This is a genomic window from Parabacteroides sp. CH2-D42-20 (assembly GCF_003670185.1).
GTDB lineage: Bacteria > Bacteroidota > Bacteroidia > Bacteroidales > Tannerellaceae > Parabacteroides > Parabacteroides distasonis.
Map to the genome: position 1 here is coordinate 38,459 of NZ_RAYG01000004.1, position 25,824 is coordinate 64,282.

The 25,824-nt window shown below is 44.0% G+C and carries 27 protein-coding genes and 1 pseudogene; 18 read left to right on the top strand and 10 right to left on the bottom strand.

The genetic code is table 11. The annotated features are described in order from the left end of the window. Nucleotides 1-142: 142 nt before the first annotated feature. The gene (locus D7V92_RS03520; protein WP_005864418.1) at nt 143-1,000 is read left to right on the top strand and encodes a GyrI-like domain-containing protein; all 858 of its coding nucleotides are present in this window, start codon (nt 143-145) and stop codon (nt 998-1,000) included. A gap of 116 nt (nt 1,001-1,116) precedes the next feature. Here D7V92_RS03520 and D7V92_RS22385 read toward each other — a convergent pair whose 3' ends face one another. The 5 genes and pseudogenes from D7V92_RS22385 to D7V92_RS03540 all read right to left on the bottom strand — a co-directional run bounded on the left by D7V92_RS22385 (nt 1,117) and on the right by D7V92_RS03540 (nt 5,128). Then, complete coding sequence (locus tag D7V92_RS22385) at nt 1,117-1,533, bottom strand: pyridoxamine 5'-phosphate oxidase family protein (RefSeq protein WP_227805176.1); 417 nt, start codon at nt 1,531-1,533, stop codon at nt 1,117-1,119. Nucleotides 1,534-1,548: 15 nt separating this feature from the next. Next, nucleotides 1,549-1,986 (bottom strand): annotated as a pseudogene (locus tag D7V92_RS22390) (GyrI-like domain-containing protein); the annotation flags it as partial. A 110-nt stretch (nt 1,987-2,096) separates the two neighbouring features. Beyond that, nucleotides 2,097-2,906: a helix-turn-helix domain-containing protein gene (locus D7V92_RS03530; protein ID WP_036613207.1), complete on the bottom strand. Its 810-nt coding sequence runs from the start codon at nt 2,904-2,906 to the stop codon at nt 2,097-2,099. A gap of 36 nt (nt 2,907-2,942) precedes the next feature. Then, entirely contained in the window at nt 2,943-4,034 is a 1,092-nt protein-coding gene (msrB, locus tag D7V92_RS03535; RefSeq protein WP_036613204.1) for a peptide-methionine (R)-S-oxide reductase MsrB, read from the bottom strand. A gap of 95 nt (nt 4,035-4,129) precedes the next feature. Further along, nucleotides 4,130-5,128 carry an aldo/keto reductase gene (locus D7V92_RS03540; protein ID WP_005864422.1) on the bottom strand — a complete coding sequence of 333 codons (999 nt, stop codon included), beginning with the start codon at nt 5,126-5,128 and terminating at the stop codon, nt 4,130-4,132. A gap of 180 nt (nt 5,129-5,308) precedes the next feature. Between D7V92_RS03540 and D7V92_RS03545 the strand changes: the two genes are divergently transcribed. From D7V92_RS03545 to D7V92_RS03565, 5 genes are all read left to right on the top strand, one after another. Continuing rightward, nucleotides 5,309-6,343, top strand: a complete 1,035-nt coding sequence (locus D7V92_RS03545; RefSeq protein WP_121772283.1) for an alpha/beta hydrolase — start codon at nt 5,309-5,311, stop codon at nt 6,341-6,343. A 36-nt stretch (nt 6,344-6,379) separates the two neighbouring features. Beyond that, nucleotides 6,380-7,189, top strand: coding sequence for an AraC family transcriptional regulator (locus D7V92_RS03550; RefSeq protein WP_008780080.1), 810 nt, complete (start codon nt 6,380-6,382; stop codon nt 7,187-7,189). A gap of 66 nt (nt 7,190-7,255) precedes the next feature. Then, nucleotides 7,256-7,444, top strand: coding sequence for a nuclear transport factor 2 family protein (locus D7V92_RS03555; RefSeq protein WP_233572784.1), 189 nt, complete (start codon nt 7,256-7,258; stop codon nt 7,442-7,444). 12 nt (nt 7,445-7,456) lie between these two features. Further along, on the top strand, nt 7,457-8,608 hold the full coding sequence (locus D7V92_RS03560; protein ID WP_008780082.1) for a carboxymuconolactone decarboxylase family protein: 1,152 nt from the start codon (nt 7,457-7,459) through the stop codon (nt 8,606-8,608). Between the two features lie 11 nt (nt 8,609-8,619). After that, nucleotides 8,620-9,678, top strand: a complete 1,059-nt coding sequence (locus D7V92_RS03565) for an alpha/beta fold hydrolase (protein WP_121772324.1) — start codon at nt 8,620-8,622, stop codon at nt 9,676-9,678. 52 nt (nt 9,679-9,730) lie between these two features. Here D7V92_RS03565 and D7V92_RS03570 read toward each other — a convergent pair whose 3' ends face one another. Genes D7V92_RS03570 through ung form a run of 3 tightly spaced genes read right to left on the bottom strand, consistent with a single transcriptional unit; the run spans nt 9,731 to nt 11,267 of the window. Further along, nucleotides 9,731-10,042 carry an MGMT family protein gene (locus tag D7V92_RS03570; protein WP_005864435.1) on the bottom strand — a complete coding sequence of 104 codons (312 nt, stop codon included), beginning with the start codon at nt 10,040-10,042 and terminating at the stop codon, nt 9,731-9,733. Next, complete coding sequence (locus D7V92_RS03575) at nt 10,032-10,577, bottom strand: DUF169 domain-containing protein (protein WP_121772284.1); 546 nt, start codon at nt 10,575-10,577, stop codon at nt 10,032-10,034. The genes D7V92_RS03570 and D7V92_RS03575 overlap by 11 nt, the downstream gene beginning before the upstream one ends. Before the next feature lie 27 nt (nt 10,578-10,604). Further along, nucleotides 10,605-11,267: a uracil-DNA glycosylase gene (gene ung, locus D7V92_RS03580; RefSeq protein ID WP_036631024.1), complete on the bottom strand. Its 663-nt coding sequence runs from the start codon at nt 11,265-11,267 to the stop codon at nt 10,605-10,607. A 99-nt stretch (nt 11,268-11,366) separates the two neighbouring features. On the opposite strand from ung, the gene D7V92_RS03585 reads away from it, so the two are divergent. From D7V92_RS03585 to D7V92_RS03650, 12 genes are all read left to right on the top strand, one after another. Further along, entirely contained in the window at nt 11,367-13,250 is a 1,884-nt protein-coding gene (locus D7V92_RS03585) for an ABC-F family ATP-binding cassette domain-containing protein (RefSeq protein WP_005864442.1), read from the top strand. Nucleotides 13,251-13,263: 13 nt separating this feature from the next. Further along, entirely contained in the window at nt 13,264-14,439 is a 1,176-nt protein-coding gene (locus tag D7V92_RS03590) for an MFS transporter (protein ID WP_022191729.1), read from the top strand. Between the two features lie 28 nt (nt 14,440-14,467). Continuing rightward, nucleotides 14,468-15,124: a hypothetical protein gene (locus D7V92_RS03595; RefSeq protein ID WP_036613185.1), complete on the top strand. Its 657-nt coding sequence runs from the start codon at nt 14,468-14,470 to the stop codon at nt 15,122-15,124. A 10-nt stretch (nt 15,125-15,134) separates the two neighbouring features. Continuing rightward, nucleotides 15,135-16,028, top strand: a complete 894-nt coding sequence (locus D7V92_RS03600) for an agmatine deiminase family protein (protein ID WP_009018133.1) — start codon at nt 15,135-15,137, stop codon at nt 16,026-16,028. Nucleotides 16,029-16,146: 118 nt separating this feature from the next. Beyond that, nucleotides 16,147-16,530, top strand: a complete 384-nt coding sequence (locus D7V92_RS03605; RefSeq protein WP_044545832.1) for a hypothetical protein — start codon at nt 16,147-16,149, stop codon at nt 16,528-16,530. Between the two features lie 456 nt (nt 16,531-16,986). Beyond that, nucleotides 16,987-17,370 (top strand): hypothetical protein, encoded by a 384-nt coding sequence (locus D7V92_RS03620; RefSeq protein WP_005854530.1) that lies wholly within the window; start codon nt 16,987-16,989, stop codon nt 17,368-17,370. Nucleotides 17,371-17,444: 74 nt separating this feature from the next. Beyond that, the gene (locus tag D7V92_RS03625) at nt 17,445-17,837 is read left to right on the top strand and encodes a hypothetical protein (protein ID WP_005854532.1); all 393 of its coding nucleotides are present in this window, start codon (nt 17,445-17,447) and stop codon (nt 17,835-17,837) included. 141 nt (nt 17,838-17,978) lie between these two features. Continuing rightward, nucleotides 17,979-18,878, top strand: coding sequence for a YitT family protein (locus tag D7V92_RS03630; protein ID WP_121772285.1), 900 nt, complete (start codon nt 17,979-17,981; stop codon nt 18,876-18,878). Between the two features lie 58 nt (nt 18,879-18,936). Then, a complete protein-coding gene (locus tag D7V92_RS03635; protein ID WP_036613173.1) occupies nt 18,937-20,223 on the top strand; it encodes an MBL fold metallo-hydrolase in 1,287 nt (428 codons plus the stop codon). A 77-nt stretch (nt 20,224-20,300) separates the two neighbouring features. Then, nucleotides 20,301-21,500, top strand: a complete 1,200-nt coding sequence (locus tag D7V92_RS03640; RefSeq protein ID WP_005854538.1) for a pyridoxal phosphate-dependent aminotransferase — start codon at nt 20,301-20,303, stop codon at nt 21,498-21,500. Beyond that, on the top strand, nt 21,501-22,745 hold the full coding sequence (locus tag D7V92_RS03645; protein ID WP_009018135.1) for an ABC transporter permease: 1,245 nt from the start codon (nt 21,501-21,503) through the stop codon (nt 22,743-22,745). It abuts the gene before it with no gap. A 42-nt stretch (nt 22,746-22,787) separates the two neighbouring features. After that, nucleotides 22,788-23,321 carry a very short patch repair endonuclease gene (locus D7V92_RS03650; protein ID WP_121772286.1) on the top strand — a complete coding sequence of 178 codons (534 nt, stop codon included), beginning with the start codon at nt 22,788-22,790 and terminating at the stop codon, nt 23,319-23,321. Here the strand turns inward: D7V92_RS03650 and D7V92_RS03655 are convergent. Together D7V92_RS03655 and lysA are read right to left on the bottom strand one after the other, a co-directional pair. Then, entirely contained in the window at nt 23,318-24,481 is a 1,164-nt protein-coding gene (locus D7V92_RS03655; RefSeq protein WP_121772287.1) for a glycosyltransferase, read from the bottom strand. The genes D7V92_RS03650 and D7V92_RS03655 overlap by 4 nt on opposite strands. A gap of 126 nt (nt 24,482-24,607) precedes the next feature. Then, nucleotides 24,608-25,768 carry a diaminopimelate decarboxylase gene (gene lysA, locus D7V92_RS03660; RefSeq protein WP_008773487.1) on the bottom strand — a complete coding sequence of 387 codons (1,161 nt, stop codon included), beginning with the start codon at nt 25,766-25,768 and terminating at the stop codon, nt 24,608-24,610. Between the last annotated feature and the right edge of the window lie 56 nt (nt 25,769-25,824).

Sequence of the window (25,824 nt, forward strand, 5' to 3'; positions counted from 1 at the left end):
TGTTTCCTATTTTAATTTAGATGGTAAAGATAACGGATTTGGGCTAAATAAACGATATCTTTACTTTATAGTTCATTTTAGCAATATCGGAAAAGTGTGTTCGGGATAATTCTTCTATTTTTGCCTTGAAATCCTAAGAATCATGCGAATAAAGACAACGACAAAGACAGAGTATCAACAACGTATCAATGTATTGGTTGAATACATAAATAATCACTTAGGCGAGGATATCGATCTAAATAAGCTGGCGGAGATATCCGGATTCTCTCGTTGGCATTTTCATCGGATCTTCGCAGAGTTCTTAGGGGAACCGGTTGGTACGTTTATCGTTAGGATGCGGGTCGAGACGGCCGCTCGGCTTTTGCGTTATACAGAAATACCTGTCAAGGAGATCGCCTATAAGGTAGGATATGACGTACCTTCTTCTTTGTCTAAGGTTTTTCGCCAGTTTTATGGGATTTCTCCAAATGAATATAGAAACAATAAAGATTATGTAATTATGGAACCGAATAGAATAATGCCCGATATGGAATTGAAGGTCGAGGTAAAAGATTTACCCGGCAAACAAGTAGCCTACATTCGTCTAAACGGAGGGTATAAAGAAATCGATTATCTGGGAACTTGGATGCGCTTGCTCCAATTCGCCAAGGAGCAAAACATCCAGCCATTGAGTTTTTCACCGATCTGCTTGTACCATGATGATCCGAAAGTAACCTCACCGGATAAGCTGCGTACCGATATTTGTATGGAAGTCGCTCCTTCGGTTTGCCCTAAAGGGGAGATTGGTACGAAAAAGGTATTGGAAGGGCGTTTTATGGTCGCTCTTTATAAGGGAACTTATCAGCAATTAGGGGCTGTGTATGATACGCTTTACGGCAAATATCTCCCCGAGATGGGTCTTTCCTTACGGGAAGTGCCTAGCGGCGAGATCTACTTGAATGATCCTCGTAATACGAAGCCGGAGGATTTATTGACTCAGATTTATGTGGCGGTAGAATAATAAGAGCTAGAGAGGTTTCTGAAGTGAATAAATGAATTAATCTTGATTGCCGTCTTCTATAATTAGCGGCAATCAAGATTTTTAATATTTTAGATGCGATAGTATGATGTGATAACTTATATACTTGCTTTTACAAATTCATTATCGATCCAATAAGTCGCTTCTTCGGAAGTGAATTTCAATATACAATAGCTCGGATCTATTACTCCTCCAGGGAAATGGGCGAACATCCAGTCAGACCAAAGGGCTTTCTTGATTTCCATATCGGAAACGATCTCGACCTTACCCGTTAACACGATACTGTCTCCTCCTTTCATAAAGCAAACTCCGGCTTTCGGGTTGAGTTGGAATTGTATTGTCTTATCAGAGAACGTGCCTGTAGAGAACCATATTTGGGAAATACCATCCGCTATTATTTTTCCCATAGGAACCGGACGGGGATAACCCTCTTCCGTAACAGACGCGAGCATAGCGGTATCACATTCCGTTAATATGGAAATTGCTTTTTCCTCGATTAGCTTGAGGTCTATCATCTGGACGGGTATACATAAATCGATCATACATTTATCTTGTGGATGTTGATCGAGGGGGATGCTTTGATAGATCTCGAATGATTTGCCCGCACAAGGTTTGCATTGGTGTTTGGATGTAAGCGTGTACATCAAGCTCCATGCGGCGGGTATTTCATCCGTTCCTATCTCAAAATGCCCGATCGCATAAAGTCCTCCGGATAATAATCCTTTTGAGATCTCATTTTCTCCCTCTACCTCTTGAGGCACTGTTAAACCGATATCCACACTTAACTCCTTTCCTTCGTGTTGGTAAACTGATATAAGTTTATTTGCCGGACCGTTTATAAGTCCTTTTGGCCCGGCCCATTGCATAAGCTTTCTGATAGAGCTTGGGATCAAGCTCATATCTCCTTGATGATGAAGATACACGATGTGTGTAGCTTGTAGTTCTTTTAGTTCAAAAGTGTAATTCATAAGATTCTTATTTGTAAAAGTTCAATAGTGCAAACATACGGAATGACTATTCTTTCTGGTTGTAAAAAAACGACTTTTTATGTGATAGATTCTTGCGATTTTATTTTTAATCAAATATAAGTAAGCGGTTCATCCGCAGGATTTGGTAAAGTAAGGAAGTAAGAGGGAACGTCTCCCGCTAAACGCTTGAATTCTTTGATAAAGTGGGAATGGTCATAGTAGCCGCAATCTAAGGCGATGCTGCTTAAGTCCGTGTGTGGGGCGTTCCTCAGTACTTCTATGGCATATTGGAATTTTATGATCCGGCTGAATTCTTTGGGAGTATATCCGGTGGCATCCTTGAACTTACGTTGGAAATGCCGCTGGCAAATGCAAATCTTGTCGATCAAGTTTTGTACGGGTAGCTGTCCGCAGGACTGTTTTATAAATGAGGTGGCGTATATAATTTGTCTGTCTACTTGAATGGATTGGGTGAGAAGGCGTATAAGATAGCCTTCGATAATGCGGATACGGACGGAATCGTCCGGCTGTTCGCAAAGCATCTCGGCAAAGGAATTATCGAATAAAAGGTTAATATCTGAAGACTGGATGCGAAGATCGGCAAACTGTCCCAAAGGCTCATTCGTGAAAGCTGCCAGCCCACAGGGTTGGAAACGAACTCCTAGCATATGTAGGGAATCTGTCGTAGCGGTAAGATTGGAATAAGACCTCATGGGACCGACAAAAAAGGAACGATAAGGCTGCATGATCATTTGATGCTCATCCGCGGGAATTGTCATATTCCCGATGGAAAAGATGAAATCCGTGCAGCCGTCCGCTAAAATCTTAAAGCGTGTTCCTATTTCAGCATAACCTTTAAACACCCAAAACTTATCGATGAAGGGTGCTAAAAGGGCGCATGGGGTAAATTCTCGATACATACGATTTTATTCAAATAGTAGATCCTATGATTTGTTTTATTTCTTTTCCAAAAGATACATATAATCGCCATAACCTTCTTCTTTCATTTTTGCTTTGGGAATAAATCTCAGGGATGCGCTGTTGATGCAGTATCGTAATCCGCCCTTATCTGTCGGACCATCATTAAATACGTGTCCCAGATGTGCGTCTCCTGTTTTACTGCGCACCTCTATCCGTTTCATGCCATGAGAATTATCGGTATTTTCCATAACAAGGTCTTTATCTATCGGTTTTGAGAAGCTAGGCCACCCACAACCGGAGTCGAACTTATCTGTCGATATGAACAAAGGCTCTCCTGTGGTGATATCTACGTAAATACCTTCACGCTTTTCGTTCCAATATTCATTTTTAAATGCTCTTTCCGTGGCATTTTCTTGTGTTACCGCATATTGCTCGGCCGTCAGTTTGGAGCGTAGTGTCGTATCATCCTGTTTCTGGAATTTCTTTTCAGAAAGGGGCTTGCCGGTCGTTTTCTCCTTATTTGCTTTACGTGCGAAATCGAATAGTTCCGGACTTATATGGCAATAACCGTCCGGATGTTTGCCTAAGTAATCTTGATGATATTCTTCTGCCGGATAGAAATTAACTAATGGCTCCACCTCGACAACGATGGGCTTGGAGTACTTTTTAGCCAATGTCTCTATAGCCTCTTTGATGATAGGCAGATCGGCGGCGTTGGTGTAATAAATGCCGGTACGGTATTGTGATCCTCTGTCATTACCTTGCCGATTGAGACTTGTAGGGTCTATGGTCTTGAAGTATAGTTCTAACAATAGTTTTAAATCGGCTTGTTGAGGATCGTAGCTTACTTCTACTGTCTCGGCAAATCCGGTATTGTCGTTACATACCTGTTCGTAGGTTGGATTTTTGATGCTTGTTTTACCGTTGGCATAACCCACTTGGGTACTAGTAACACCATTGATTTGTTTCATGAAATGTTCTGTTCCCCAGAAACATCCTCCGGCGAAATAGATTTTACTTTGTGCATTCATTTTAGTTGTTTTAGATAGTTGATCACTCATTTTTGTTTGTGCGATTACTAAACCGCTTGCCAATAGCAAAACGATAGTCAAAATTACATGTTTCATCTTATATATATATATTATTATATAACCAAAATATTAAGAAAATGGTTTCAACTAAAAGTCGTATGCCTTCATGCGGAGGATTATATGCTTGGCTGTTATTTGATTTTTGTCCCACCGAATACCTCGCTCATATCCATATGGTCAAGAGCCGTGTCTATCTGATTGATCTCGGCGGGATTTATCTTTATATCCACAGCCCCCGCATTCTCTTTTAGCCGGCAGAGATGACGAGTTCCGGGAATAGGAACGATCCACGGCTTTTTTTGTAGCATCCAAGCTAGGGATATTTGTGCGGGAGTAGCATGATGCTCATCGGCCAGATGGTTTATGAGATCTAGAAGAGGCTTGTTCTTCTCGAAACTTTCTTTTTTGAATTGCGGCATAGTTGCCCGGTAATCATTTTGAGGGTTGAATACGCTTTTGACATCATAGCAAGCGGAAAGTAAACCGTTTGCCAATGGCGAGAAAGCAACGAAGCCAATGCCTAATTCCTCTAGAGAGGGGAAAAGGTTTTCATGCCAACGTGCCATCATGGAATAACGATTTTGTATGGCGGTTATAGGACAGACCTTATGCGCACGGCGAATATAGTCCTCGCCCGCCTCTGATATACCCCAATGCAATACTTTGCCTTCCTTGATCAAGTAGGCCATCGTGTCAGCTACCTCTTCCGGTTCTACTTGGGGATCTATGCGATGCTGATAGTAAAGGTCAAGATGGTCTGTCTTAAGTCTGGCTAAAGAGCCTTCCACGGCTAAACGAATCGACTTCGGTTTAGAATTCGGGATAAGGGGATAAGGGCCACATTCGCTAGACTTATCAAAAGTGAGTCCAAACTTAGTAGCGATCACGATTTTATCACGAAATGGCTTTAAGGCATCGCCTAAAAGCTCCTCATTGTCATGAGGATTCGTGTTTGTACCATATACTTCGGCCGTATCGAAGAAGGTATATCCCATATCAACGGCGAGGGCAAATAATTCCGTCATCTCTTTTCTGTCGGCAGGTGCGCCATAAGCATGGCTCATACCCATGCAACCCAATCCTATAGCTGAGACCCTAAGTCCGCTTAATCCCAAAACTCTGTATTCCATATTTATTTATATTTTATCTGAGCGCAAAGTTGGGAAGAAGTATCTCCACCGGTGTAACAACAATTGCGGATATAAATACAATTATTTCGGTTTTCTGTAAAAATGGTGATACAATCCGTAATCTGTATTCATTCTGTATGATTGGGTAAATGTATCTTAGCGGTCAAAAAATAACAGAATATGAAGAGTAAAATTATTGTAGTTTTATTAATTATGAACATGGTAATAAGTGCTTCCGCACAAAATCAGAATCAGTATGGATTGGTATATCGCGATGCGATAAGTGAAAATGTGGTTGGAAAAGTAACTATACATCCTGTCTCGTATGAGGTTGGAGGTATAGGGGTAGTGGCGAATGTCTATACTCCTGCGAATTATGATTCCTCAAAAGAGTATGTAGCTATTGTTGTTGCTCATCCTAATGGGGGCGTGAAAGAACAAGTTGCGGGTCTCTATGCGCAACGGCTGGCAGAGCTTGGATATATAACTATCGCTGCCGATGCGCGTTATCAAGGAGCAAGTGGTGGTGAGCCTCGGAATACAGATCGTCCGGCCAACCGGATAGAAGATATTCATGGTATGGTGGATTTCATATCTCAATATCCGGGTGTAGATGCCAGTCGTATAGGTGCGCTTGGTATTTGTGGCGGTGGAGGTTACGCGCTTGGGGCTGCACAGGGTGATAAACGGATAAAGGCGGTCGCTACACTCAGCATGTTTAATTCGGGGCGTGTACGTCGTAATGGTTTTCAGGATTCCCAGATAAATACCATACAACAACGTTTAACCCAAGCGGCTGAGGCTAGAAATGAAGAGGCCAAAGGCAAAGTTCTATACACGGGTGAGATGAATGTCTCCGATGAGGAGGCGGCGAAACTACCGTTTGCCCTATATCGTGATGGTTATGAGTATTACTTTAAAACCCATGCTCATCCGAATTCGACATTTCGCTATACCATGAGCAGTTTATTGGATCTTATGACTTGGGATGCTACGGATCATATCGACTTGATCGACCAGCCTTTGCTATTGATCGCCGGAAGTGATGCCGATACAAAATATATGTCTGACGAAGCTTTTGAAAAGGCTACCGGAACAAAAGATAAAGAGATGTATCTTATTCCAGGAGCGGAGCATATCAAAACTTATTTTGTCCCGGAATATGTGAATCTAGCGGTAAATAAAATGAAAGATTTCTTCGGGATGAAATTGTAATTTGATTAAATTTGTACGATCTAAAATGGGGGTATCATGAAATATGACAAAGATAGTGTTATTATCTCTGATAGTCTGAATGGGCTTGGGACAGATATTTATAAAGAGTATCTGTCTCATGCCTTGTGTTTGGGTGGAGCATGTAAATTCGAGTTCAATGGAAATCCATTCGAGTTACATGAAGGAGATTGTATGATTGTGCGTAAAGGAAAACTGGTTGAGAAGATCACCCCATCTGCGGATTTTAAGGTTAAAGTCATTTATGTCACTCCCCAATTCATTGAGCTTTGTACTCCCCAGAATAATTATGGAATGAAAGGCCAGTTATCTTTGTTCCTGAATCCTGTGATGCGTCTGGATCGCGAGCAACAGGATATCTGTAAGAAAGATTTCGAGAATATAGAGTATAGGTTTAACAATGAAAACCATAATTTTTATCGTGACATAATGATTAATGTGATCCAGACAATGATTCTGGATTTCTTCGATTTTCACTCACATATTTATGGGGAGGAGAAGATCTCGGCCCAATATGCCTCCATTATGAGTAAGTTCCTGCAAATGCTGGAAGATGGGGTTTATCGCCAGCATAGAGACGTTACATACTATGCCTCGGAATTATGCGTGACGCCGAAGTATTTATCGGAAGTGACGAAAAAGGTGAGTGGCTATGCGGCAAATTATTGGATTAACCGTTATACGATATTGGATATATCACGGCTTTTGCGTGATAAGTCATTATCTTTCGTTTATATTTCCGATTTGTTTGGTTTCTCTTCTCCCTCTTATTTCAGCCGTTATGTGCAGCATAATTTAGGTATAAAGTCCTCAGATTATAGGGAGTGACCTTGTAAGCTAGCTTCACTCCTTTCCTTTTCGGTAAAATTTGTAGTTGACACCGACTTTTTTGTATTGTCTCAAAACTCCTTTGGTCGTAACTTCGCCGGTTGCGCCGGAATCGTATATAGCCGTATTCATCTTAATTCGGTAGTTGGTGGTAGGGAGGTCAGGTTCCCTTTCATCGTGACTGAGACGTACGTGAAGGAAGACGGACAATGGAAACTTGCTACCTTAGCATTTACTCGTACGGTAGGAGAATAATGATAAATACATATGAATATGAGACAGAACTTTCTAATCCGGCTTTTCTGCCTATGTTTGTTCCCGGTTTTCACCATGGCGCAAAATATGGATAATTTCAGACAACCGTACCCCTTGGGTACTAAGTTGCCGGAAGCGTCCGCGAAGAACTTCATTGGTCAGGCGTATATCGCTCCAATTACGGTTAATAGGGAGCTGAATGTCCCAATGTCTAATGTCACTTTTGAGCCTCGTTGCCGGAATAACTGGCATTATCATAAAGGGGGGCAGATACTTGTCGCGTCAGCAGGCATAGGCTACTATCAGGAAAAGGGGAAACCGGCCAGAAGATTGTATCCGGGGGATATCGTGGAAATTGCGCCTGACGTGATTCACTGGCATGGGGCGGCTCCGGATAGCTGGTTTGCTCACGTTGCCGTAAGTTGCAATCCTCAAACGAATGAGGCGGTGTGGCTCAGTCCGGTGGGAGAGAAGGAATATCAAGAAGCGACAAGCCAAGCGGAGAATGTGTATGCCGAAGCAAACCGGGTATTGGAAGCCAGGGAACAAGCCATTGTCTCTATCGCGGCGTACACGGGCAAGGGAGACTTGGCGCATCTGAGACAGGCGCTTGTGAAAGGACTTGAATCCGGTATGACCGTTAATGAAGTAAACGAAGTACTAATACATGCCTATGCTTATTGTGGATTTCCTCGCAGCTTAAGAGCCATACAGACATTTATGCAAGTCATTGAAGAGAGAAAAAGCATGGGAATTAAAGATGTAGAGGGTCGTGAAGCCTCTGCTATCGAGGATGGTGGGAGTCGATATGAGCGGGGACGGGATATTCTGGCGGAAATATCGGGTACGTCTGCTTCTGTCCCTAAAACCGGATATGCGGTATTTGCCCCGACGATCGAACGTTTCCTCAAGGAACATCTGTTCGCGGACCTTTTTGAGCGCGACTTATTGACATATAGGGAGCGTGAATTGGCGACCGTGTCTGTATTGGCAGGCGTTGGCGGTGTTGAACCTATGGCTTACGGCCATATGTCAATTTGCTTGCATCTGGGTATTACGCCAGAGCAACTTACGGCTTTGCTAAATATCGTAGAGATAAACCTAGGGAAAAAGAGTTCAGATCCATTACGTGATGTGCTCGGACAATTAACGGATAAAAAATGAATCAGAAGAATATGAAGAAGATTTTATTATTAGCTTTATTAATACCCGTGTTTGGAATGGCAGATGCTCAGGATTTAGTGATCGCTAAACAAGGGCATTTCTCAGTAGGAGGACAAACCATACAGCGTCCGGGTACGTATGACAACAGTAAGTTTGTCGGTTGGGCTACCCAAGTCGAGACCGGGCAGAGCTATCGTGCGGATCATGCTTTCGTGGATTTCCAAGTTCCGGCCCATGCGAAAAAATTGCCTTTGGTTTATGTTCATGGTTATGGTGGCTCTGGAGTATGTTGGCAAATGACACCCGATGGGCGGGATGGTTTCGCTACTCTCATGTTACGCCGGGGATATAGCTGTTACGTGATGGATCTTCCCGGTCGTGGCCGTGCCGGAAGGACATCTGCTACGACTACGGTCAAGCCGCTGGCCGATGAGATGTTCTGGTTTGACATCTGGCGTATCGGGATTTGGCCGGAATATAACAAAGGTGTGCAGTTCCCGTCTGATTCAGCCTATCTATCGCAGTTTTTCCGGGAGATGACGCCCGATATCAGTGATCACAAACAAGATGTACCGGCAATCAATGCCTTGACGGAAAAAATAGGGGACAATATCCTTGTAACACATTCGGCGGGAGGTTTCCCGGGATGGATGGCCGCTATACAAAATCCGAATGTCAAGGCTGTCGTTTCATATGAGCCGGGTGGCTATGTGTTTCCCGAGGGGGAGGTGCCTGATCCGATCGCCGGACTTACCGGTGGGGCGGCTGGATTCGCTATTCCTATGGAACAGTTCTTGCGACTTACCCGGATTCCAATCGTAATGTATTTCGGTGATTATATTCCGGAGACTCCATCAGAGAATCTTGGTGGCGAGAATTGGCGTGTACGTCTGCAAATGGGACGTAAATTCGTGGAGGCCATAAATAGGCATGGGGGAAACGCGACCTTAGTTGAGTTGCCCAAGATCGGTATTTATGGTAATACCCATTTCTTGATGCAGGATTTGAATAATGGCCAACTAGCGGATCTGCTGGGCGAATGGTTGGAAAAGAATGATCTTGGCAAATAGCATTGGGAATGGTTCTTTTAAGAACTTGCTGATTTTACATTTTGTTATCGGATTAGATAATCGGTAATATATCCTCCCAAATATGTTTCTTCAAGTCAACGCAGCCATTCTTCTTGAAGGTAATGCCTTCTTTCTCCAATAATCCCCGTTGTTCCGCCCAGTTGGGAGCTAATCTGCCTTGGCTGTTTACCACCCGGTGGCAAGGCAGGTTCAGTTCTTTCGGGACGTTGAACATTGCCTGCCCTACCATACGGGAACATTGTGGCCTTCGGGCGAGCTTGGCTAGCTGCCCGTAGGTAACCACACATCCTTCCGGTATCTCTCTGACGATGTTATAAACTTCCGTATAAAAATCAGCCTTCATTGATTCTGGTTTTTATTTTCGCCCATGCGTGTGTATCGTATAGGGAGGAGTTACGCATTGTCTGATACATCGTCTTGAAACGTGACATCAGGATCGTGAGACTTAATAAGTTGCTTTCCACATATGGTCGGACCGAGGGATCGAAGAAACCAAGGAACGTGCGGTGACCTCCTTGTCTATTTTCGTTGACAGTGAGCGTGATGGTAGAGCTGCAACCGGAACCAAATGGTGTGGAGACGGCATCCGGATTATTGTTGTCGAAAAAGGTCCAAGTAATTAACCCTGACAAGATATCCGGAGTCGCGAGGAACAAAAGCCCCTCTACCTTTTCAAACGAGATTAATCGATCGATCCTTGCGAAATGGAGGTATCTGATAATCTCGCCTTGCCTGATAGCGGGAAGGGCCTTGAATAAACAGCCTTGTGTCTGCTTTAATTCTCCAAGCAGAGAATCGGAATACCAGAAAGCGATCGGCAATTCCGCCTTTAGAGAAAATGCCTCGTAATAATTGTTGATGAAAGTTTGAATATCCATATGCGATTGATTTAGGTTGATTTATACTTACCAATCGATTTCCGGGATGCCTTTACCCCGTAAGAAATCATTAGCCTTACTGAAATGCTTACAACCGAAGAAACCATATTCGGCGGAGCGGGGAGATGGATGTACGGTCGTTAGGACCAAATGCTGGCTCGTATCGATAAGGGAAATCTTGGCTTTTGCGTAACTGCCCCATAACATGAATACTAGATTTTCCCGTTCGTCGCTTAATTTCTTGATAACGGCGTCCGTGAATGTTTCCCATCCCATGTTCCGGTGCGAACCTGTTTGGTGGGCACGTACCGTGAGGACGGAATTCATCGGAAATACGCCTTGGCTTACCCAACGATCCAAATTCCCGGAGGAAGGGATCGGTTTCCCAAGATCATCGTGGATCTCTTTGAATATATTCATCAAGGAGCCGGGAATCGCCACGCCATCGGGTACCGAGAAACAGACCCCGTAGTATTGCCCCGGATTAGGATAGGGGTCTTGTCCCAAGATAACGACTTTAACCTTCTCGAACGGGCATGCGTTAAATATATGGAATATCTGAGGCCCGGGAGGAAGTACGTGCGCTTGCTTATATTCGTTTTTGACAAATGTCACCAATTGCTCGAAATAAGGCTTGTCAAATTCTTCTTGCAGACGTTTTCTCCAACTTTCATCTATTCTAACATTCATGGTGTTTTTCTTATTCTTCCACCAAAGGTACGGAGAAAAGCTTAAAATTCGAGGATTTTGTGTAAGTTTGCCTTCCGATTTGAATTTAAATAAGAAAACATGATAAGTTACCTTCAGATAGATAAGCTGACCAAGAGCTTCGGTGATTTGGTTCTTTTCGAGGATATAACGTTCGGAGTCGCACAAGGACAGAAGATCGGGTTGATCGCTAAAAACGGGACGGGTAAGACTACCTTATTGAATATTATCGGTGGTAAGGAGGATTACGACTCGGGTGAGGTGGTTTTCCGGAAAGACTTGCGGGTCGGGTATTTGGAGCAATCACCTTCCTACCCGGAAGAACTGACCGTGCTACAGGCTTGCTTCCACTCGAAGAACGAGACTGTCCGGTTGATCGCTGAGTACGAGGAGGCGATGGCGAAAGAGGATCATTCGAATCTGGAGGACATCCTTACCCGTATGGATAGCTTCAAGGCGTGGGATTATGAGCAAAAGGCGAAACAAATCCTCGGGCAGTTGAAGATTCATAACTTCAATCAGAAGATCGGGGAATTGTCCGGAGGACAGTTGAAACGGGTAGCCTTGGCGAATGTCTTGATCACGGACCCTGAATTGATTATCTTGGATGAGCCGACGAACCATTTGGATCTGGAGATGACCGAATGGCTGGAAGATTATCTGAGCCGGGCCAATATCAGTATCTTGATGGTGACGCACGACCGTTACTTCTTGGATCGTGTTTGTAGTGAGATCATCGAGATCGATAATAAGCAAATCTATTCGTATAAAGGTAATTATAGTTATTATCTGGAGAAACGCCAAGAGCGTGTCGAGGCGATGAACGCCGACGTGGAGCGCGCGAAGAATCTTCTCCGTACGGAACTGGATTGGATGCGCCGCCAGCCGCAGGCACGGGGCACGAAAGCGAAGTACCGTATCGATGCCTTTTATGAGCTGGAAAAGAAAGCGAAGCAACAACGGGATACCGGAAAGGTGAACTTGGACGTGAAGGCTTCTTACATCGGTTCGAAGATTTTCGAGGCGGTGAATGTAAGCAAACGTTTCGGTGATTTGAAGATTACGGAGGATTTCAACTATATTTTCGCCCGTTACGAGAAGATGGGTATTGTCGGGAATAACGGTACGGGCAAATCTACCTTTATCAAGATGCTGATGGGGGAGGTGGCTCCCGATAGCGGCCATTTCGATGTCGGCGAGACCGTTCGTTTCGGTTATTACAGTCAAGATGGCTTGAAGTTCGATGAGCAAATGAAAGTGATCGACGTGGTGCAGGCGATCGCCGAATACGTGGATTTGGGTAACGGACAGAAGATGGGTGTCTCCCAGTTCCTGAACTATTTCCTGTTCACGCCGGAGAAACAGCATAGTTACGTTTATAAATTGAGCGGTGGGGAGAAACGTCGCCTGTATTTATGTACGGTATTGATGCGTAGCCCGAACTTCTTGGTGCTCGATGAGCCGACCAATGATCTGGATATCGTGACCTTGAACGTATTGGAGGAATACCTTCGTAACTTCAAGGGGTGCGCTATCGTTGTTTCCCACGACCGTTACTTTATGGATAAGGTGGTAGATCACCTGCTGGTTTTCCGGGGTAACGCCGATATCAAGGATTTCCCCGGCAACTATACGCAGTACCGGGATTGGAAAGACGTGCAAGACCAACTGGAAAAAGAGGCGGAGGCTGCTTTGCAAGCGAGACAAAACCCGGCTCCGGAGAAACCGTCTCGTCCTGTCAATGAGCAAAAGAAAAAACTCACTTTCAAGGAGCGGAAAGAGTTCGAGGCCTTAGAGGAGGAGATACCGGCTTTGGAGGCAGAGAAAGCGGAGTTGGAGACCGCTATGAGCAGTGGTACTTTGTCTACGGACGAGCTCATGGCTAAATCTCAACGGATCACCCAAGTCATGGAAGAGATCGACGAGAAAACGATGCGCTGGCTGGAGTTGAGCGAGCTGGCATAAGTAATAAAGAGGAATGAGCGAGACTAAACCTGTACTTTGGAACCGGAATTTCGTCCAATGTTGTATCTCTTACTTCTTGATGAATTTCGCCTTTTATATGTTGATGCCTACTATGCCGGTCTATCTGGTAGAGGAATTGGGCATCAGCACGTCTGAGGTGGGGATGGTCTTGTCTAGCTATACGATCGGCTTGCTGTGCGTGCGCCCGTTCTCGGGATATCTGGTAGATTGTTTCTCCCGCAAACCGTTATATGTATTCGCCTTCACGATATTCGCCTGTCTGTTCGCCGGTTATTGGTTTGCCATGACGGTCTATACGATCATGGCGGTTCGTTTCATCCAAGGCGGGTTCATGGGACTGACCTCTGTTTCCGGCAATACGATTACGATAGACGTGATCCCTTCCAAGCGAAGGGGAGAAGGCATGGGCTTTTACGGATTGACGATCAATCTCGCGATGTCTTTGGCCCCTTTGGTTGCGGTCGGGTTGTACGACCGGCAGGGGTTCTTCTGGATTATAGGGGTCGCTTTGGTGATCGCATTGGTCGGGATCGGCTCCGTCGGGCTGATCCGTTATCCGAAACGGGAGAAAGTGCCTCGTCCGGCCTTCTCGTTGGATCGTTTTATCTTGGTGAAAGCACTTCCTGCGGCCTTGGCCTATTTGCTGGTCGCTATACCTTATGGGATGTTGCTCTCGTTCGTGGTATTATATGGTAAAGAGATCGAGGTGCCGGACCCCGGCTACTTCTTTATATTTATGGCGATCGGTGTAGGGACGGCCCGTTTGATTTCCGGACGGTTAGTGGACCATGGCAAGATCCATGTCGTGTCCATCGTATCCTTGGTCTCTTTAGCGATCTCGTTTTCCGTGTTCGCTACCGTACATACATCGTTTGTCTTTTTCGCTTGCGCCTTGGCGATCGGTATCGGTTTTGGCGTGAGTGTACCGGCTTTTCAATGTCTTTTCGTGAATGTCGCTCCGCACCATATGCGCGGTACGGCTACCTCCACCTACTTGACCTCTTTCGATTTCGGGATGGGGATCGGGATGTTATCCGCCGGCTTTATCGCTACCCGTGCCAATCTGGCTACCGCCTACGGAGTCGGGGCGGTTTGTTGCCTTCTTTCCTTATTCGTCTATATCCGCTTGGTAAAAGCCTCGTACGAGAGGAATAAGCTGATTTCTTGATCTAAATGTGGAACTTAAATCATAAAATATGGATAAAATTAATAGTCTATTTACAATTGGGAATGTCAATGAGGATAATGCTCAAAAAATATTTGCGGATATTGCGACTGAATTATTCGAGCATTGCTTTATCAAACAAGGCGAAGCCGTAAAGTACAAATTCCTTGAAGTTGAATTTTACTTTTGGAGTGAAGCCCATAAAGATAACAAGCTTGATAATGAGGGAAAAAAAGAAGTGCCTTTTGTCTACCCACGTAATAATACTCAGCCTGCGCAATACTTGGTACATGCTAGCGGTATGGATCTTTGCTTCAAATCCGATAATGGCTATGGTGGCATATTGATTCGTTCATTGTTACGAATTGAAGGTAAAGAGCAGTCGGTAGTAACTGGTCCTTGGGATTGCTGTTATGCACTCATAAACTATATGGGAGGTTCAGAAAATGTGTTTTCGAAATTGACTTATGGAGAAGAAAAAGATACTCAGGTCGAGTTGGAAACAGCAATACGGCATAATGTTCCTGTGGGAAGTTCTATGAAGAATGCACCGTATTGTTTTTACAACAAAAAATATATGCACAAAAGTGGAAAGTGGGGCTTTGAAGATGCTGAACTGAAACGATATAATCCCAGCACGAGGAAATCAGTTGTAAATACTTATTCGATAAAACCTTGGAATAGATAACTCTTACGATATGGTACTGTCAGAGAATCAAAAGAATAAAGTATATTTCTCCAATCTGTTAGCCTTGAACTATCCGTCAATATGGAAGGAGATATGTAATGTCCTATCAATCTATGGTTATTCGGCAGGCAGATTGACCTATACCAAAGATTATTGGTGTAGAGATTTCATGCCGATTCAAGTTGGAAGCAATGAGTTCGTGCAGTTCCAATATGATCCGGATTATTTGACTGATTTAAGGAAGTATAAAACGAATCCGAATGATACGGTAAAGCATATCACTGATTTTACTCCTAAGATTTCAAAGTCAAAGTTGCTTGTTGATGGAGGGAATATAGTTGTATGTAATAATATCAACGAAGAGACTTGGGTCGTAATGACTGAAAAGGTTCTTATAGAGAATCCTGATTTCTCAAAGGCGGAAATTACTTCTATGTTGGAAAAAGATTTGGGTGCAAAAATAGTATGGTTACCATGGGATACTAGCGATGAATGCGGACACACAGATGGAATTGTTAATTTTATTAATGGGTTATCGTCCAAACCTTCTATCATGGCATATTTTTCTCTTTATCCTAAGAATATCGCTAAAGAAATGAGAAAACTCTTGAATGATGTATTTGATACTCATGAATTGATTTTCACGCATGATGAAAAGAATAACTGGGCCTATGTTAATTTGCTTCGCACAAAAGATTTCGTCATAGTACCCGGATTAGGAACAGATTCTGACAATGAAGCCATGGGTCAGATAGAGAGGTTATATCCCGATTATAAAGGACGAATCCATCAAATCATTATTGCACCTATTGTTGAAGAATATGGAGGGGCTTTCAATTGTTTGACTTGGACTGTAAATACAGAAGATATTGATTCATACATTTCGATTCCCGGTTTCGTCTAAACCTACGGCGTACTTCGTCGATTCTTCCTTTTCTAGCGGGAAACCTCACCCTATATTTGTATCAAAGATCACAGAGAAATAGGTTTTTAAGGTTTAACAAATGAAAGGAATAGGTAGTATGAAACGTTTAGTAATGGCTATGTCAGCCTTGTTGGTAAGTGTGACAATGAGTTTTGCGCAGGAATCGAGCTTACATAAAGAACCGTTTGTAGTCAATGTGGGCCAATTGGTAAGCTATCTGGAATTACGTCCCAGCCAGATTAATGAGGTAGGGATGATCAACGATTATTTTAGGGAAAAGCAAAGCGAGGGCTTGAGGGGAAGTCATAAAATGCGGGATAAACGGATGCGGCAAGCCGTATTTGGCAACTTAAAGTTGATGAAAAAGGCGTTAAGCACCGATCAATATCGGAAATACGTGGCTTTGATCAACGTAACGAACAATAATAACCGGATGACGAGCGGGCTTTCCTTCCCCGATGTTTATCTAGCCGATAAATAAGTAAAGGATAGATGTAAAGTATCAAGCTATTGCATAAAAAGTATCTTGTGACTGTATCTATTCTATAAACCACGTCGTGGTCTGTATAGATCATGTCGTGGTTTTTATAGACCACGCTGTGGTTTGTATAATCCACGACGGAGATTATAGAATAGATATGGTATCGTATAAGAATACAGCTAGGCTTGTATAAGAATATATCTAGGCTTTTGTTTGTTTATAAACGGTGTCTATGATGAAATAGATAGTGTTTATCGTAATATGTGTTACAAAATGATTGCTATATGCCTTGATATATATCAATAACGTCAATTGTTTGCAAAAATTAACCGTATTGAAGAACAATGTTATAAAACATACTGTTATATTTGCAGTAACAAAAAGAGAAAGATAGAAGATGCGGAAACGCCGCATTTATTAGTTAAGGTCTTAGTTTAGGTTTAAATTTTAGGTATTATGAGACGTTTAGGTATGATGGTAGTCGCTTTAATGATGGTAGCGACAATGAGCTTCGCTCAAAAGGTTAGTGATTCAAAGAGTATGAGTTTCGATAAGCTAAGCAGATATTTGCAGCTTGACGCAAACCAGATCGCTGAGGTGTCAGAGATTAATACTTACTTCGAGAATCAATTAGGTCAACCCCTGTCTGCGGAAGCGCTTTGCAATAACGCAAGACCGGAAGAAACTCGCAACGCATTGTTGTGTAATTTGAAACTGATGAAACGTGCATTGACTAAAGATCAATATCGTAAATATGTAGCGTTGATTAATGTGACTCGCGCTAATCAGGAAGATAAGGTTTCTAATCCGCTTTTGGACAGTTATTTGGCTGAGAAGTAATTAAGCCAATGTGATTGGGCTATGTGTTTTTAAGGTTTTTGTTTAGGTTTAACAATTTAAGGTTTTTAGGTATTATGAAACGTTTTGGAATGGCAGTCGCAGCCTTATTGATGTGTGCGACAATGAGCTTCGCTCAGAAACCGAGTTTGAGTAGAGAACCGTTTGTGGTAAGTACAGAGAAGTTAGCGAACTATTTGCAATTGACTCCGAGCCAGTTGGACGAGGTAGCTAACATCAACGAATATTTCATCGAGATGCAGAACGCAAGTGTAAAAGCTAGCGCTAAATTGCAGGACAAGAAGATGTATCAGGCGGTTTACGGTAACTTGAAGTTGATGAAGAAGGCTTTGAGCCCGGATCAATATCGTAAGTATGTTACTTTATTGAACATCACGAATAATAACAACCGTACACTGGGTGTTAATACGTTCCCGGAAGTGTACTTAGCGGATAACGCAAGTAAGTAATTTATACTATATAAGAGTGTGTCCCCCACTATTTCCTGTCAAAAGGTAAATAGTGGGGATACTTTTTTTTAAGGCTTGCGTATAAATCGAAGAAGATTGTGTAAGTTTGCGGCGTTTTACAAATAACGCTTAATTCGAGTCATGACAACACAACAACTTTTAGTCCCTTCTAATGCTACTTTGAAGAGAAATGTAATGGACTACTCCTTAATCGTGGTAGGTTCATTTTTGCAGGCACTTAGTTACGTGCTTTTCCTAGCGCCTTACAAAATCGTACCGGGAGGTGTGTACGGTATCTCTATCGTAATCCACTATGTGACGAAAGATTTGTTCCCGTTCTTCCCGGATGGTTTGCCGATGGGTGCGACGGCGCTTTGCTTCAATATCCCGTTGCTGATTTTGGCGATGAAAAAGATCGGATTGTCTTCCGGCCCGAAGACGATCGTCACTTTCTTGCTGATCTCTATATTTACCGACTCATTATCTTATTTCCTTACCGATCCATTGGTGGAGAACGATGCCTTTATCGCCGCCTTTTACGGTGGAGCTATTTTAGGCTTGGGCGTTACCTGTATTTTCCGGGCGCAAAGTACGAGTGCCGGTACGGATGTATTGGCACGTGTGATCGCTAATGACTCCAACTTGAAGGTTAGCAATATGATCATCGTATTGGATTCCGCGGTCGTATTGTTGGGCTTGATCGTGTTTAAGGATTGGGCGGTACCTTTGTATTCTTGGTTTACTATTTTCGTATATGGAAAGATCGTGGAGATGTTCCAGACGGAGAACCCGAACCGTGCCGTCTTCATTGTCTCTCGTAAGACACAGGAGTTGAAGACCTTGATAGTCGATAAAATGGGTATGAGGGGTACTTTTATTCACGGTAAGGGAATGTATCAGGGAAATGAGACTGAGATTATATTCACGATCGCTGAACGAAAAGATATGCCCCGCTTGAAAGATGAGGTGAAAGAGATCGATCCGAATGCCTTTGTTTCTACGATGCACGCTAGCAAGGATTCGCCACGGCCGGGTATTTAATAGAATTAAGAATTATTCCGTATATTTGTGGGTAGGCTAATATTAATATCGGTTTTGAATGATGGATAGAAGAGGTTTTTTGAAGAATGCTACGCTTGTGAGCGCTGCTTGTTTGATGGATTTCAGGGAGGCTTTGGCGTGGGGCGCTAAGGATGCTGAAGTAGGAAAAGCATGGAAAGGATGGAAAAAGGGGCAGTTCCAGATTCATCTGATTTATACCGGGGTGTCGGAATCGATGTTCTTGATTTTCCCCGACGGTACAACGATGCTGCTTGATTGTGGTGATCATAATGCGGTTGGGCGCGGTAAATTGGCTGTGCCGGTGCTTCCCAATCCCGATCGGCATGCCGGGGAGTGGATCTCACGCTATGTCCGGAGAGTGAACCCTCAGAAGGATTATGTTGATTATATGATGTTGACGCACTATCATTCAGATCACGGTGGCAACAATAAATTCTACGCTCGTAAGGAGACGAGGGATGGTAAGGATTACTACCTAAGTGGATTCTCTCAGGCTGCCGAGTACCTTACGTTTGGCAAGGCTTTTGACCGTTGCTGGCCCGACTACAACGATCCTCTTCCTTTGACCCAGGAGGCAGCCGATGCTTTTGAGCACATGAAGGATTTTTACGACTATATGTTGGCTCATAAGAAGATGGAGATTGAGAAGTTCCGTCTTGGCGAAACCAACCAGATCGCCTTGAAGAAAGACGCTACGGCATATCCGGGATTCTCGGTAAGAAATATCTGTGCCAACGGCCGCATTGCCGATAAGGAGGGGAATATACGTGACCTCTATGCGGAGCGCAAGAAATCCAATCCGGTTAAGTTCAGTGAAAACGGGATGAGCCTGGGTGTGATCTTTACCTACGGTGATTTCAAGTTTTATACGGCGGGAGACTTCTCGGATGGCTGGGAGTTGCCTAATGGAAAGAGATTCGAGATAGAGGATGCGATAGCCGACGTGGTTGAGCCGGTGAGTGTGGCGAAAATCAATCACCACGGACACAAGTCAATGACTGATAAGCTCGTGGCTGCGTTGCGTCCGCGTGTAGTTGTCAACAACGTGTGGGATCAGCTTCATACGCTGCCCTCGGTCATGGAGCGTTTTTATAACCGGAATCTTTATCCCGGCGAGCGCATCGTGTGTCCTACCGTGTTTCCCGCGGAGCGTCGTGCCGAGGATGCCGGACAGCCGTGGCTTGATATACTTAACCCCTCGTCGTTTGATGCCGGTCATGTGATTGTCAATGTCGAGGAGGGAGGCAAGGACTATTCGGTTACTTACCTCACTGCCAATGATGAGTCGATGACTGTAAAGAGCGTGATGCGGTTCAAGTCATAAACGGCTTGAATTTGGTGTCAACTGTCAACTAAAATACCTATCTTTGCCATTCAAAAACGAATAAATATAGAATAATAATGCCCAACATCTCACAAAGAGGAGTCGAAATGCCCGCTTCCCCGATCCGGAAGCTGGCTCCATTGGCCGATGCTGCCAAACAGAGAGGAGTTCATGTGTATCACCTGAATATCGGTCAGCCCGACCTTCCCACTCCGCGAGCGGCACTCGACGCGATCCGTAATGTCGATCGTACGGTGTTGGAATATAGCCCTAGTCAGGGATATCGCAGTTATCGCGAGAAGTTGGTTGGATATTATAAAAAGTATGATATTAATCTTACGGCTGACGATATTATCATCACTACCGGTGGTTCGGAGGCTGTTTTGTTTGCCTTCTTGAGTTGCTTGAATCCGGGTGATGAGATTATCGTACCGGAACCTGCTTATGCCAATTATATGGCATTCGCTATCTCGGCAGGAGCCGTGATCCGGACAGTGACGACTACGATAGAGGAAGGATTCTCTCTTCCGAAAGTAGAGAAATTCGAGGAGTTGATCAATGAGCGTACCAAAGCGATCCTGATCTGTAACCCGAACAATCCTACGGGTTATTTGTATACGCGTCGTGAGATGAATCAAATCCGGGATATCGTAAAGAAATATGATCTTTATCTTTTCTCGGATGAGGTATACCGGGAGTTTATCTATACCGGTTCCCCGTATATCTCGGCTTGTCATCTGGAAGGTATCGAGCAGAACGTGGTATTGATCGATTCTGTCTCAAAACGCTATTCGGAATGCGGTATCCGTATCGGTGCGTTGATTACGAAAAATGCCGAAGTGCGTAGTGCCGTCATGAAGTTCTGCCAAGCTCGTTTAAGCCCGCCTTTGATCGGACAGATCGCGGCCGAGGCTTCTTTGGATGCTTCCGAGGAGTATGCCCGTGAAACTTATGACGAGTATGTGGAACGGCGTAAATGCTTGATCGATGGCTTGAACCGTATTCCCGGCGTTTATTCTCCCATACCGATGGGCGCTTTCTATACGGTGGCTAAACTTCCGGTGGATGATGCCGATAAGTTCTGCGCTTGGTGTCTGGAAGAGTTCGAATACGAGGGTCAGACGGTCATGATGGCACCGGCGTCGGGTTTCTACACGACACCGGGACTTGGTAAGAATGAGGTTCGTATGGCCTATGTCTTGAAAAAGGAAGATTTGGCGAAAGCTTTGACGGTGTTATCAAAGGCGCTGGAAGCTTATCCGGGAAGAATGTTATAAATGAATTTAGAGCTATTTATCGCCAAAAAGATACATTTCAGCAAGGAGGGGGATCGAGAGGTTACTCCTCCCGCTGTTCGTATTGCCATGATCGGGATCGCCTTGGGATTGGCGGTGATGATTCTTTCGGTGGCGATCGTGATAGGCTTTAAGAAAGAGGTCCGGAACAAAGTGATCGGTTTCGGCTCGCATATCCAGATCACGAATTTCGATAGTAATTCTTCCTATGAGTCGCAGCCGATAGCGGTTAGCGATACTTTATTGAATGCGCTCGATGCATTCCCCGGTATTCGCCATGTCGAGAAATTTGCGACGAAGCTAGGCATCTTGAAGACTGACCAAGATTTTCAAGGAATTGTCTTGAAAGGGGTGGACACGGATTATGACTGGACTTTCTTCAAGGATAATTTAAAAGAAGGCGAGATCTTTACGATCCAACCGGATAAGAACTCTACAGATGTTATTATTTCCAAGTATTTATCAGATCTGCTAGGACTAAAGGTAGGGGATTCTTTCCTGACTTATTTTGTGCAAGATGACGTGCGTGCCCGTAAGTTCACGATCACGGGGATTTATGAGACGGGTTTCCTTGATTATGACAAGATGTTCGTAATCGCTGATATTAAGCAGATACGCCGCTTGAACGGTTGGGATAAAGATCAAGTAAGCGGACTGGAGTTGCAAGTGGATGACTATGATCGTTTGGACCAAGTGGCCGAGGATGTTTATTTCGATCTGACGGAACGGCAAGACCGAAATGGCAATACGTTCTACGCCCGCTCGATCAAGGAGTTGAACCCGATGATCTTTAATTGGCTGGATGTGCTGGACATCAATGTGGTGGTTATCTTGGCGCTGATGCTTTCCGTCGCAGGGTTTACCATGATCTCCGGATTATTGATCATAATCTTAGAGCGTACCAATATGATCGGAATCCTAAAAGCCTTGGGACAAAATAATAACAGTATTCGCAAGATCTTCTTGTATGTCTCTTTCTTCTTGATCGGCAAAGGAATGTTGTGGGGGAATATCATCGGTATCTCTCTTTGTTTGCTTCAATCTCATTTCCACATTATCCAATTAGATCCTTCTATTTATTATTTGGATGCCGTGCCTATCGATCTGAGCCTATTTTCACTGTTCCTTTTGAATATAGGGACATTGGTCGCCTCCATGTTGATGATGTTAGGACCTTCCTATTTGATTACGAAGATTGATCCGGCCAAGAGTATCCGTTTTGAATAAAAGCCGTATCTTTGGCATACGTTCTAGTTTTGCCGGATTGATATGACAGATCTTATCTCTAAAGAAAAGCGTAGCTATATCATGTCTATGATTAAGGGCAAGAATACAAAGCCCGAGATTATAGTCCGTAAATACCTGTTCCATTGTGGCTTTCGCTTTCGTGTGAATGTAAAGCGCCTTCCCGGTACCCCTGATATCGTATTGCGTAAATATAAGACCGCTATCTTCGTGAACGGCTGTTTCTGGCATGGGCACGAGGGTTGCCCTGGATTTCGTCCTCCCCGTACCCGGGTAGAGTGGTGGACCGAGAAACTAAACCGGAATAAAGCTCGGGATGCCCGTGTACGTGAGGAATTACGAGCGATGGGCTGGAATACGATGGTGATCTGGGAATGCCAGCTTAAACCCAAAGAACGGCAAGCTACTTTAGAAAATGTCGTCCGTTTATTGGAAAAGACGTATTTGGAATCTACCTATCATGCGAAGTTTACCCCAGCCTACCCGCTATTAGAGGAGGAAGAACTTCCCAAAGTGGCGGAAGAAGAGATATCCTATGAGAGTGCTCATCATTATTAATTCTCCAACCGGAACGTATAATCCTTCCTACTTCTGAAAAGCCGGTAAATACGGACATATCCATTGAATATGGGTTGAATAAACTCCAATAGGAATAACCAACCGATAGTAGGGCTTTGTTGAAGCATTCGAGCCGATTTGCCGAAAACGATTGCCTTGATTATAAAACGTATCAAATATAATAATATGGCGATCAAGGAGATTAGCCAGTTGCCCTGTAATCCGATCACTACCGTAGCGATAACCGATGCTTGGAAAAGGTAGAAACAAGTGGATTCGAGATGATAGAATGTCAAGGCGCTTCCTTTGTAATACCGTTGAGTGGCGGCACGGGAAACCTTCATCTCTTTCCAGATTCCAAAACGTTCGATTTGATCCATTTCCGTTAGGCTGTCCGGGGTATAGATTACTTTCGTATTCTCCTTGGTCGAGGCTTCGTTGATGAATAAGTCATCGTCTCCCGCATGCAAGTTCAAGGATTGGTAGTAACCTTTATGCTTGAAGAATAACTCTTTCCGATAAGATAAATTTCGTCCGTTTCCGGTATATGGGTGATGGGAGAGGGCGGAAGATAGATAACGTAAACCCGTCAATAAGTTATCATAGGCGATCAACTTATGAAAGAATCCCTTGTAGTTGCTGTATTTGCAGTAGCCCAAGATAATACTGGTCTCGGGTGTGTATCCACCAACCATGGCGGATAACCATTGATCGTTGAGCGGTTGGCAATTCGCCTCCGTGAATAGAAGAATATCGTATTTGGCCGCTTTCGCACCTAAGGTAAACGCCAGTTTACGGCGGCTTAGGTAACGAGCGTCCGAGGGGACGTAAGTATGATACAAATGTTTATACTCATTTTGAAAGAACTTTAGCGTATCGTCGGTATCGTCGCTCGAGCCATCGTTGATAACGACTACCTGATATTCAGGGTAATCTTGTGTAAGTAACGCAGGAAGGTGTTTCTTGAGGTTCTCAGAATCATTTTTAGCGTATATGATGATGGATACGGGGAGTTTATTACCTTCCTCTAAGGTATCATCCGTTCGTTTTGACGCACGTAAAGGGCGGGCATAAGCGATCAGATAATAAAGAGATAAGATAACGAACCCTATTAAGGAGATTCCCAATAGGAAAAGCTCTGTATTATTGAGTAGAAACATAATAATGTGCCAATGTGATTAATATGCCAATGTGCCAATATCATTAATGAGCCAATATGATTAATACGCCAATGTGCCAATAAGCTACTCAAGGTATTTACATTGGCACATTGATCAATTGGCTCATTATTTTATCGTATCGGAATAATAGGCTTTCGGTAAATGACGGCAGTTGTATTGGGAGGCCATGACCTCGCCATAAGCGCCGGCGGAACGAAGGGCGATCAAGTCGCCACGATGAGCCTTATTCAACTCTACATCCTTACCGAATACATCCGATGACTCACAGATCGGGCCCACTACATCGTAAGTCTCTACTGCCTCATCGCTGCTGATGTTCTCGATACGGTGATAAGCGTCGTACATCGCCGGGCGGATCAATTCTGTGAAACCTGCATCGAGGATAGCGAATTTCTTCGTCTCTCCTTCCTTGACATATAATACCTTAGAGATTAATGTTCCGCATTGAGCGACGATCGAACGTCCCGGCTCAAAATGTACCTGTTGACCCGGACGTACTTGAAGCAGTTTATGAATGGCCGCGAAATAGTTATCGAAAGCCGGGATCGATAAATGATTCGGGTGATAGTAATCGATACCTAATCCACCTCCGAAGTTCAGGTTCTCCACTGTAACCCCGTGAGCTTCCAGTTCTTCCTGTATCTCATTGAAACGAATTACCAAATTGCGGAAGCTAGACATATCCGTGATCTGTGAACCGATATGGCTATGGATACCGATCAACTTCACGTTCTTCATCTCCTTTAATTTATCCAGTACGCCTCCTAATTGGCTCAGGTTGATACCGAATTTATTCTCCTTCATACCTGTCGTGATCTTGGCATGCGTATGGGCATCCACTTCCGGGTTGATACGAAGGGCGATAGAGGCTACTTTATTTTTAGCGACCGCCAGCTCATTGATGATTTCCAGTTCAACGGCAGATTCCACGTTAAAGCAGAAAATATCATTGTCCAGCCCTAGGTTGATCTCCCAATCCGCTTTGCCAACACCAGCAAAGACAATCTTATCGGCAGGAAAACCGGCATCTAAAGCTGCCTGTACCTCGCCGCCACTTACGCAGTCTGCGCCAAGGCCGTTTGCCGCTATGATGGAAAGGATACGGGGATTGGCATTCGCTTTCACGGCATAATGCACGTGGTAACCATATTTCCCGGATTCGGTTTTTACTACGTCTAATGTGTCTTGCAATAGCTTGACATCATAATAATAAAAAGGCGTAGAAAGCTGCTTGAACTTTTCTACAGGAAATGTTCCTTTGAGCATATTATACGAAATTATATAAAGATAAATAAGGGCAGTCTGTAAAAGGCCGCCCTCGT

Coding starts and splice junctions, on each gene's coding strand:
- D7V92_RS03565 (WP_121772324.1), top strand. CDS start 8,620: ATGAAGAAGATTTTATTATTAGCTTTATTAATACCCGTGTTTGGAATG.
- D7V92_RS03530 (WP_036613207.1), bottom strand. CDS start 2,906: ATGTATCGAGAATTTACCCCATGCGCCCTTTTAGCACCCTTCATCGAT.
- D7V92_RS03630 (WP_121772285.1), top strand. CDS start 17,979: ATGACAACACAACAACTTTTAGTCCCTTCTAATGCTACTTTGAAGAGA.
- D7V92_RS03540 (WP_005864422.1), bottom strand. CDS start 5,128: ATGGAATACAGAGTTTTGGGATTAAGCGGACTTAGGGTCTCAGCTATA.
- D7V92_RS03625 (WP_005854532.1), top strand. CDS start 17,445: ATGAAACGTTTTGGAATGGCAGTCGCAGCCTTATTGATGTGTGCGACA.
- D7V92_RS03640 (WP_005854538.1), top strand. CDS start 20,301: ATGCCCAACATCTCACAAAGAGGAGTCGAAATGCCCGCTTCCCCGATC.
- msrB (WP_036613204.1), bottom strand. CDS start 4,034: ATGAAACATGTAATTTTGACTATCGTTTTGCTATTGGCAAGCGGTTTA.
- D7V92_RS22385 (WP_227805176.1), bottom strand. CDS start 1,533: ATGATAGACCTCAAGCTAATCGAGGAAAAAGCAATTTCCATATTAACG.
- D7V92_RS03650 (WP_121772286.1), top strand. CDS start 22,788: ATGACAGATCTTATCTCTAAAGAAAAGCGTAGCTATATCATGTCTATG.
- D7V92_RS03645 (WP_009018135.1), top strand. CDS start 21,501: ATGAATTTAGAGCTATTTATCGCCAAAAAGATACATTTCAGCAAGGAG.
- ung (WP_036631024.1), bottom strand. CDS start 11,267: ATGAATGTTAGAATAGATGAAAGTTGGAGAAAACGTCTGCAAGAAGAA.
- D7V92_RS03620 (WP_005854530.1), top strand. CDS start 16,987: ATGAGACGTTTAGGTATGATGGTAGTCGCTTTAATGATGGTAGCGACA.
- D7V92_RS03600 (WP_009018133.1), top strand. CDS start 15,135: ATGGTACTGTCAGAGAATCAAAAGAATAAAGTATATTTCTCCAATCTG.
- D7V92_RS03575 (WP_121772284.1), bottom strand. CDS start 10,577: ATGGATATTCAAACTTTCATCAACAATTATTACGAGGCATTTTCTCTA.
- D7V92_RS03585 (WP_005864442.1), top strand. CDS start 11,367: ATGATAAGTTACCTTCAGATAGATAAGCTGACCAAGAGCTTCGGTGAT.
- D7V92_RS03595 (WP_036613185.1), top strand. CDS start 14,468: ATGGATAAAATTAATAGTCTATTTACAATTGGGAATGTCAATGAGGAT.
- D7V92_RS03590 (WP_022191729.1), top strand. CDS start 13,264: ATGAGCGAGACTAAACCTGTACTTTGGAACCGGAATTTCGTCCAATGT.
- D7V92_RS03570 (WP_005864435.1), bottom strand. CDS start 10,042: ATGAAGGCTGATTTTTATACGGAAGTTTATAACATCGTCAGAGAGATA.
- D7V92_RS03550 (WP_008780080.1), top strand. CDS start 6,380: ATGAAATATGACAAAGATAGTGTTATTATCTCTGATAGTCTGAATGGG.
- D7V92_RS03605 (WP_044545832.1), top strand. CDS start 16,147: ATGAAACGTTTAGTAATGGCTATGTCAGCCTTGTTGGTAAGTGTGACA.
- D7V92_RS03545 (WP_121772283.1), top strand. CDS start 5,309: ATGAAGAGTAAAATTATTGTAGTTTTATTAATTATGAACATGGTAATA.
- D7V92_RS03520 (WP_005864418.1), top strand. CDS start 143: ATGCGAATAAAGACAACGACAAAGACAGAGTATCAACAACGTATCAAT.
- D7V92_RS03635 (WP_036613173.1), top strand. CDS start 18,937: ATGATGGATAGAAGAGGTTTTTTGAAGAATGCTACGCTTGTGAGCGCT.
- lysA (WP_008773487.1), bottom strand. CDS start 25,768: ATGCTCAAAGGAACATTTCCTGTAGAAAAGTTCAAGCAGCTTTCTACG.
- D7V92_RS03560 (WP_008780082.1), top strand. CDS start 7,457: ATGAATATGAGACAGAACTTTCTAATCCGGCTTTTCTGCCTATGTTTG.
- D7V92_RS03655 (WP_121772287.1), bottom strand. CDS start 24,481: ATGTTTCTACTCAATAATACAGAGCTTTTCCTATTGGGAATCTCCTTA.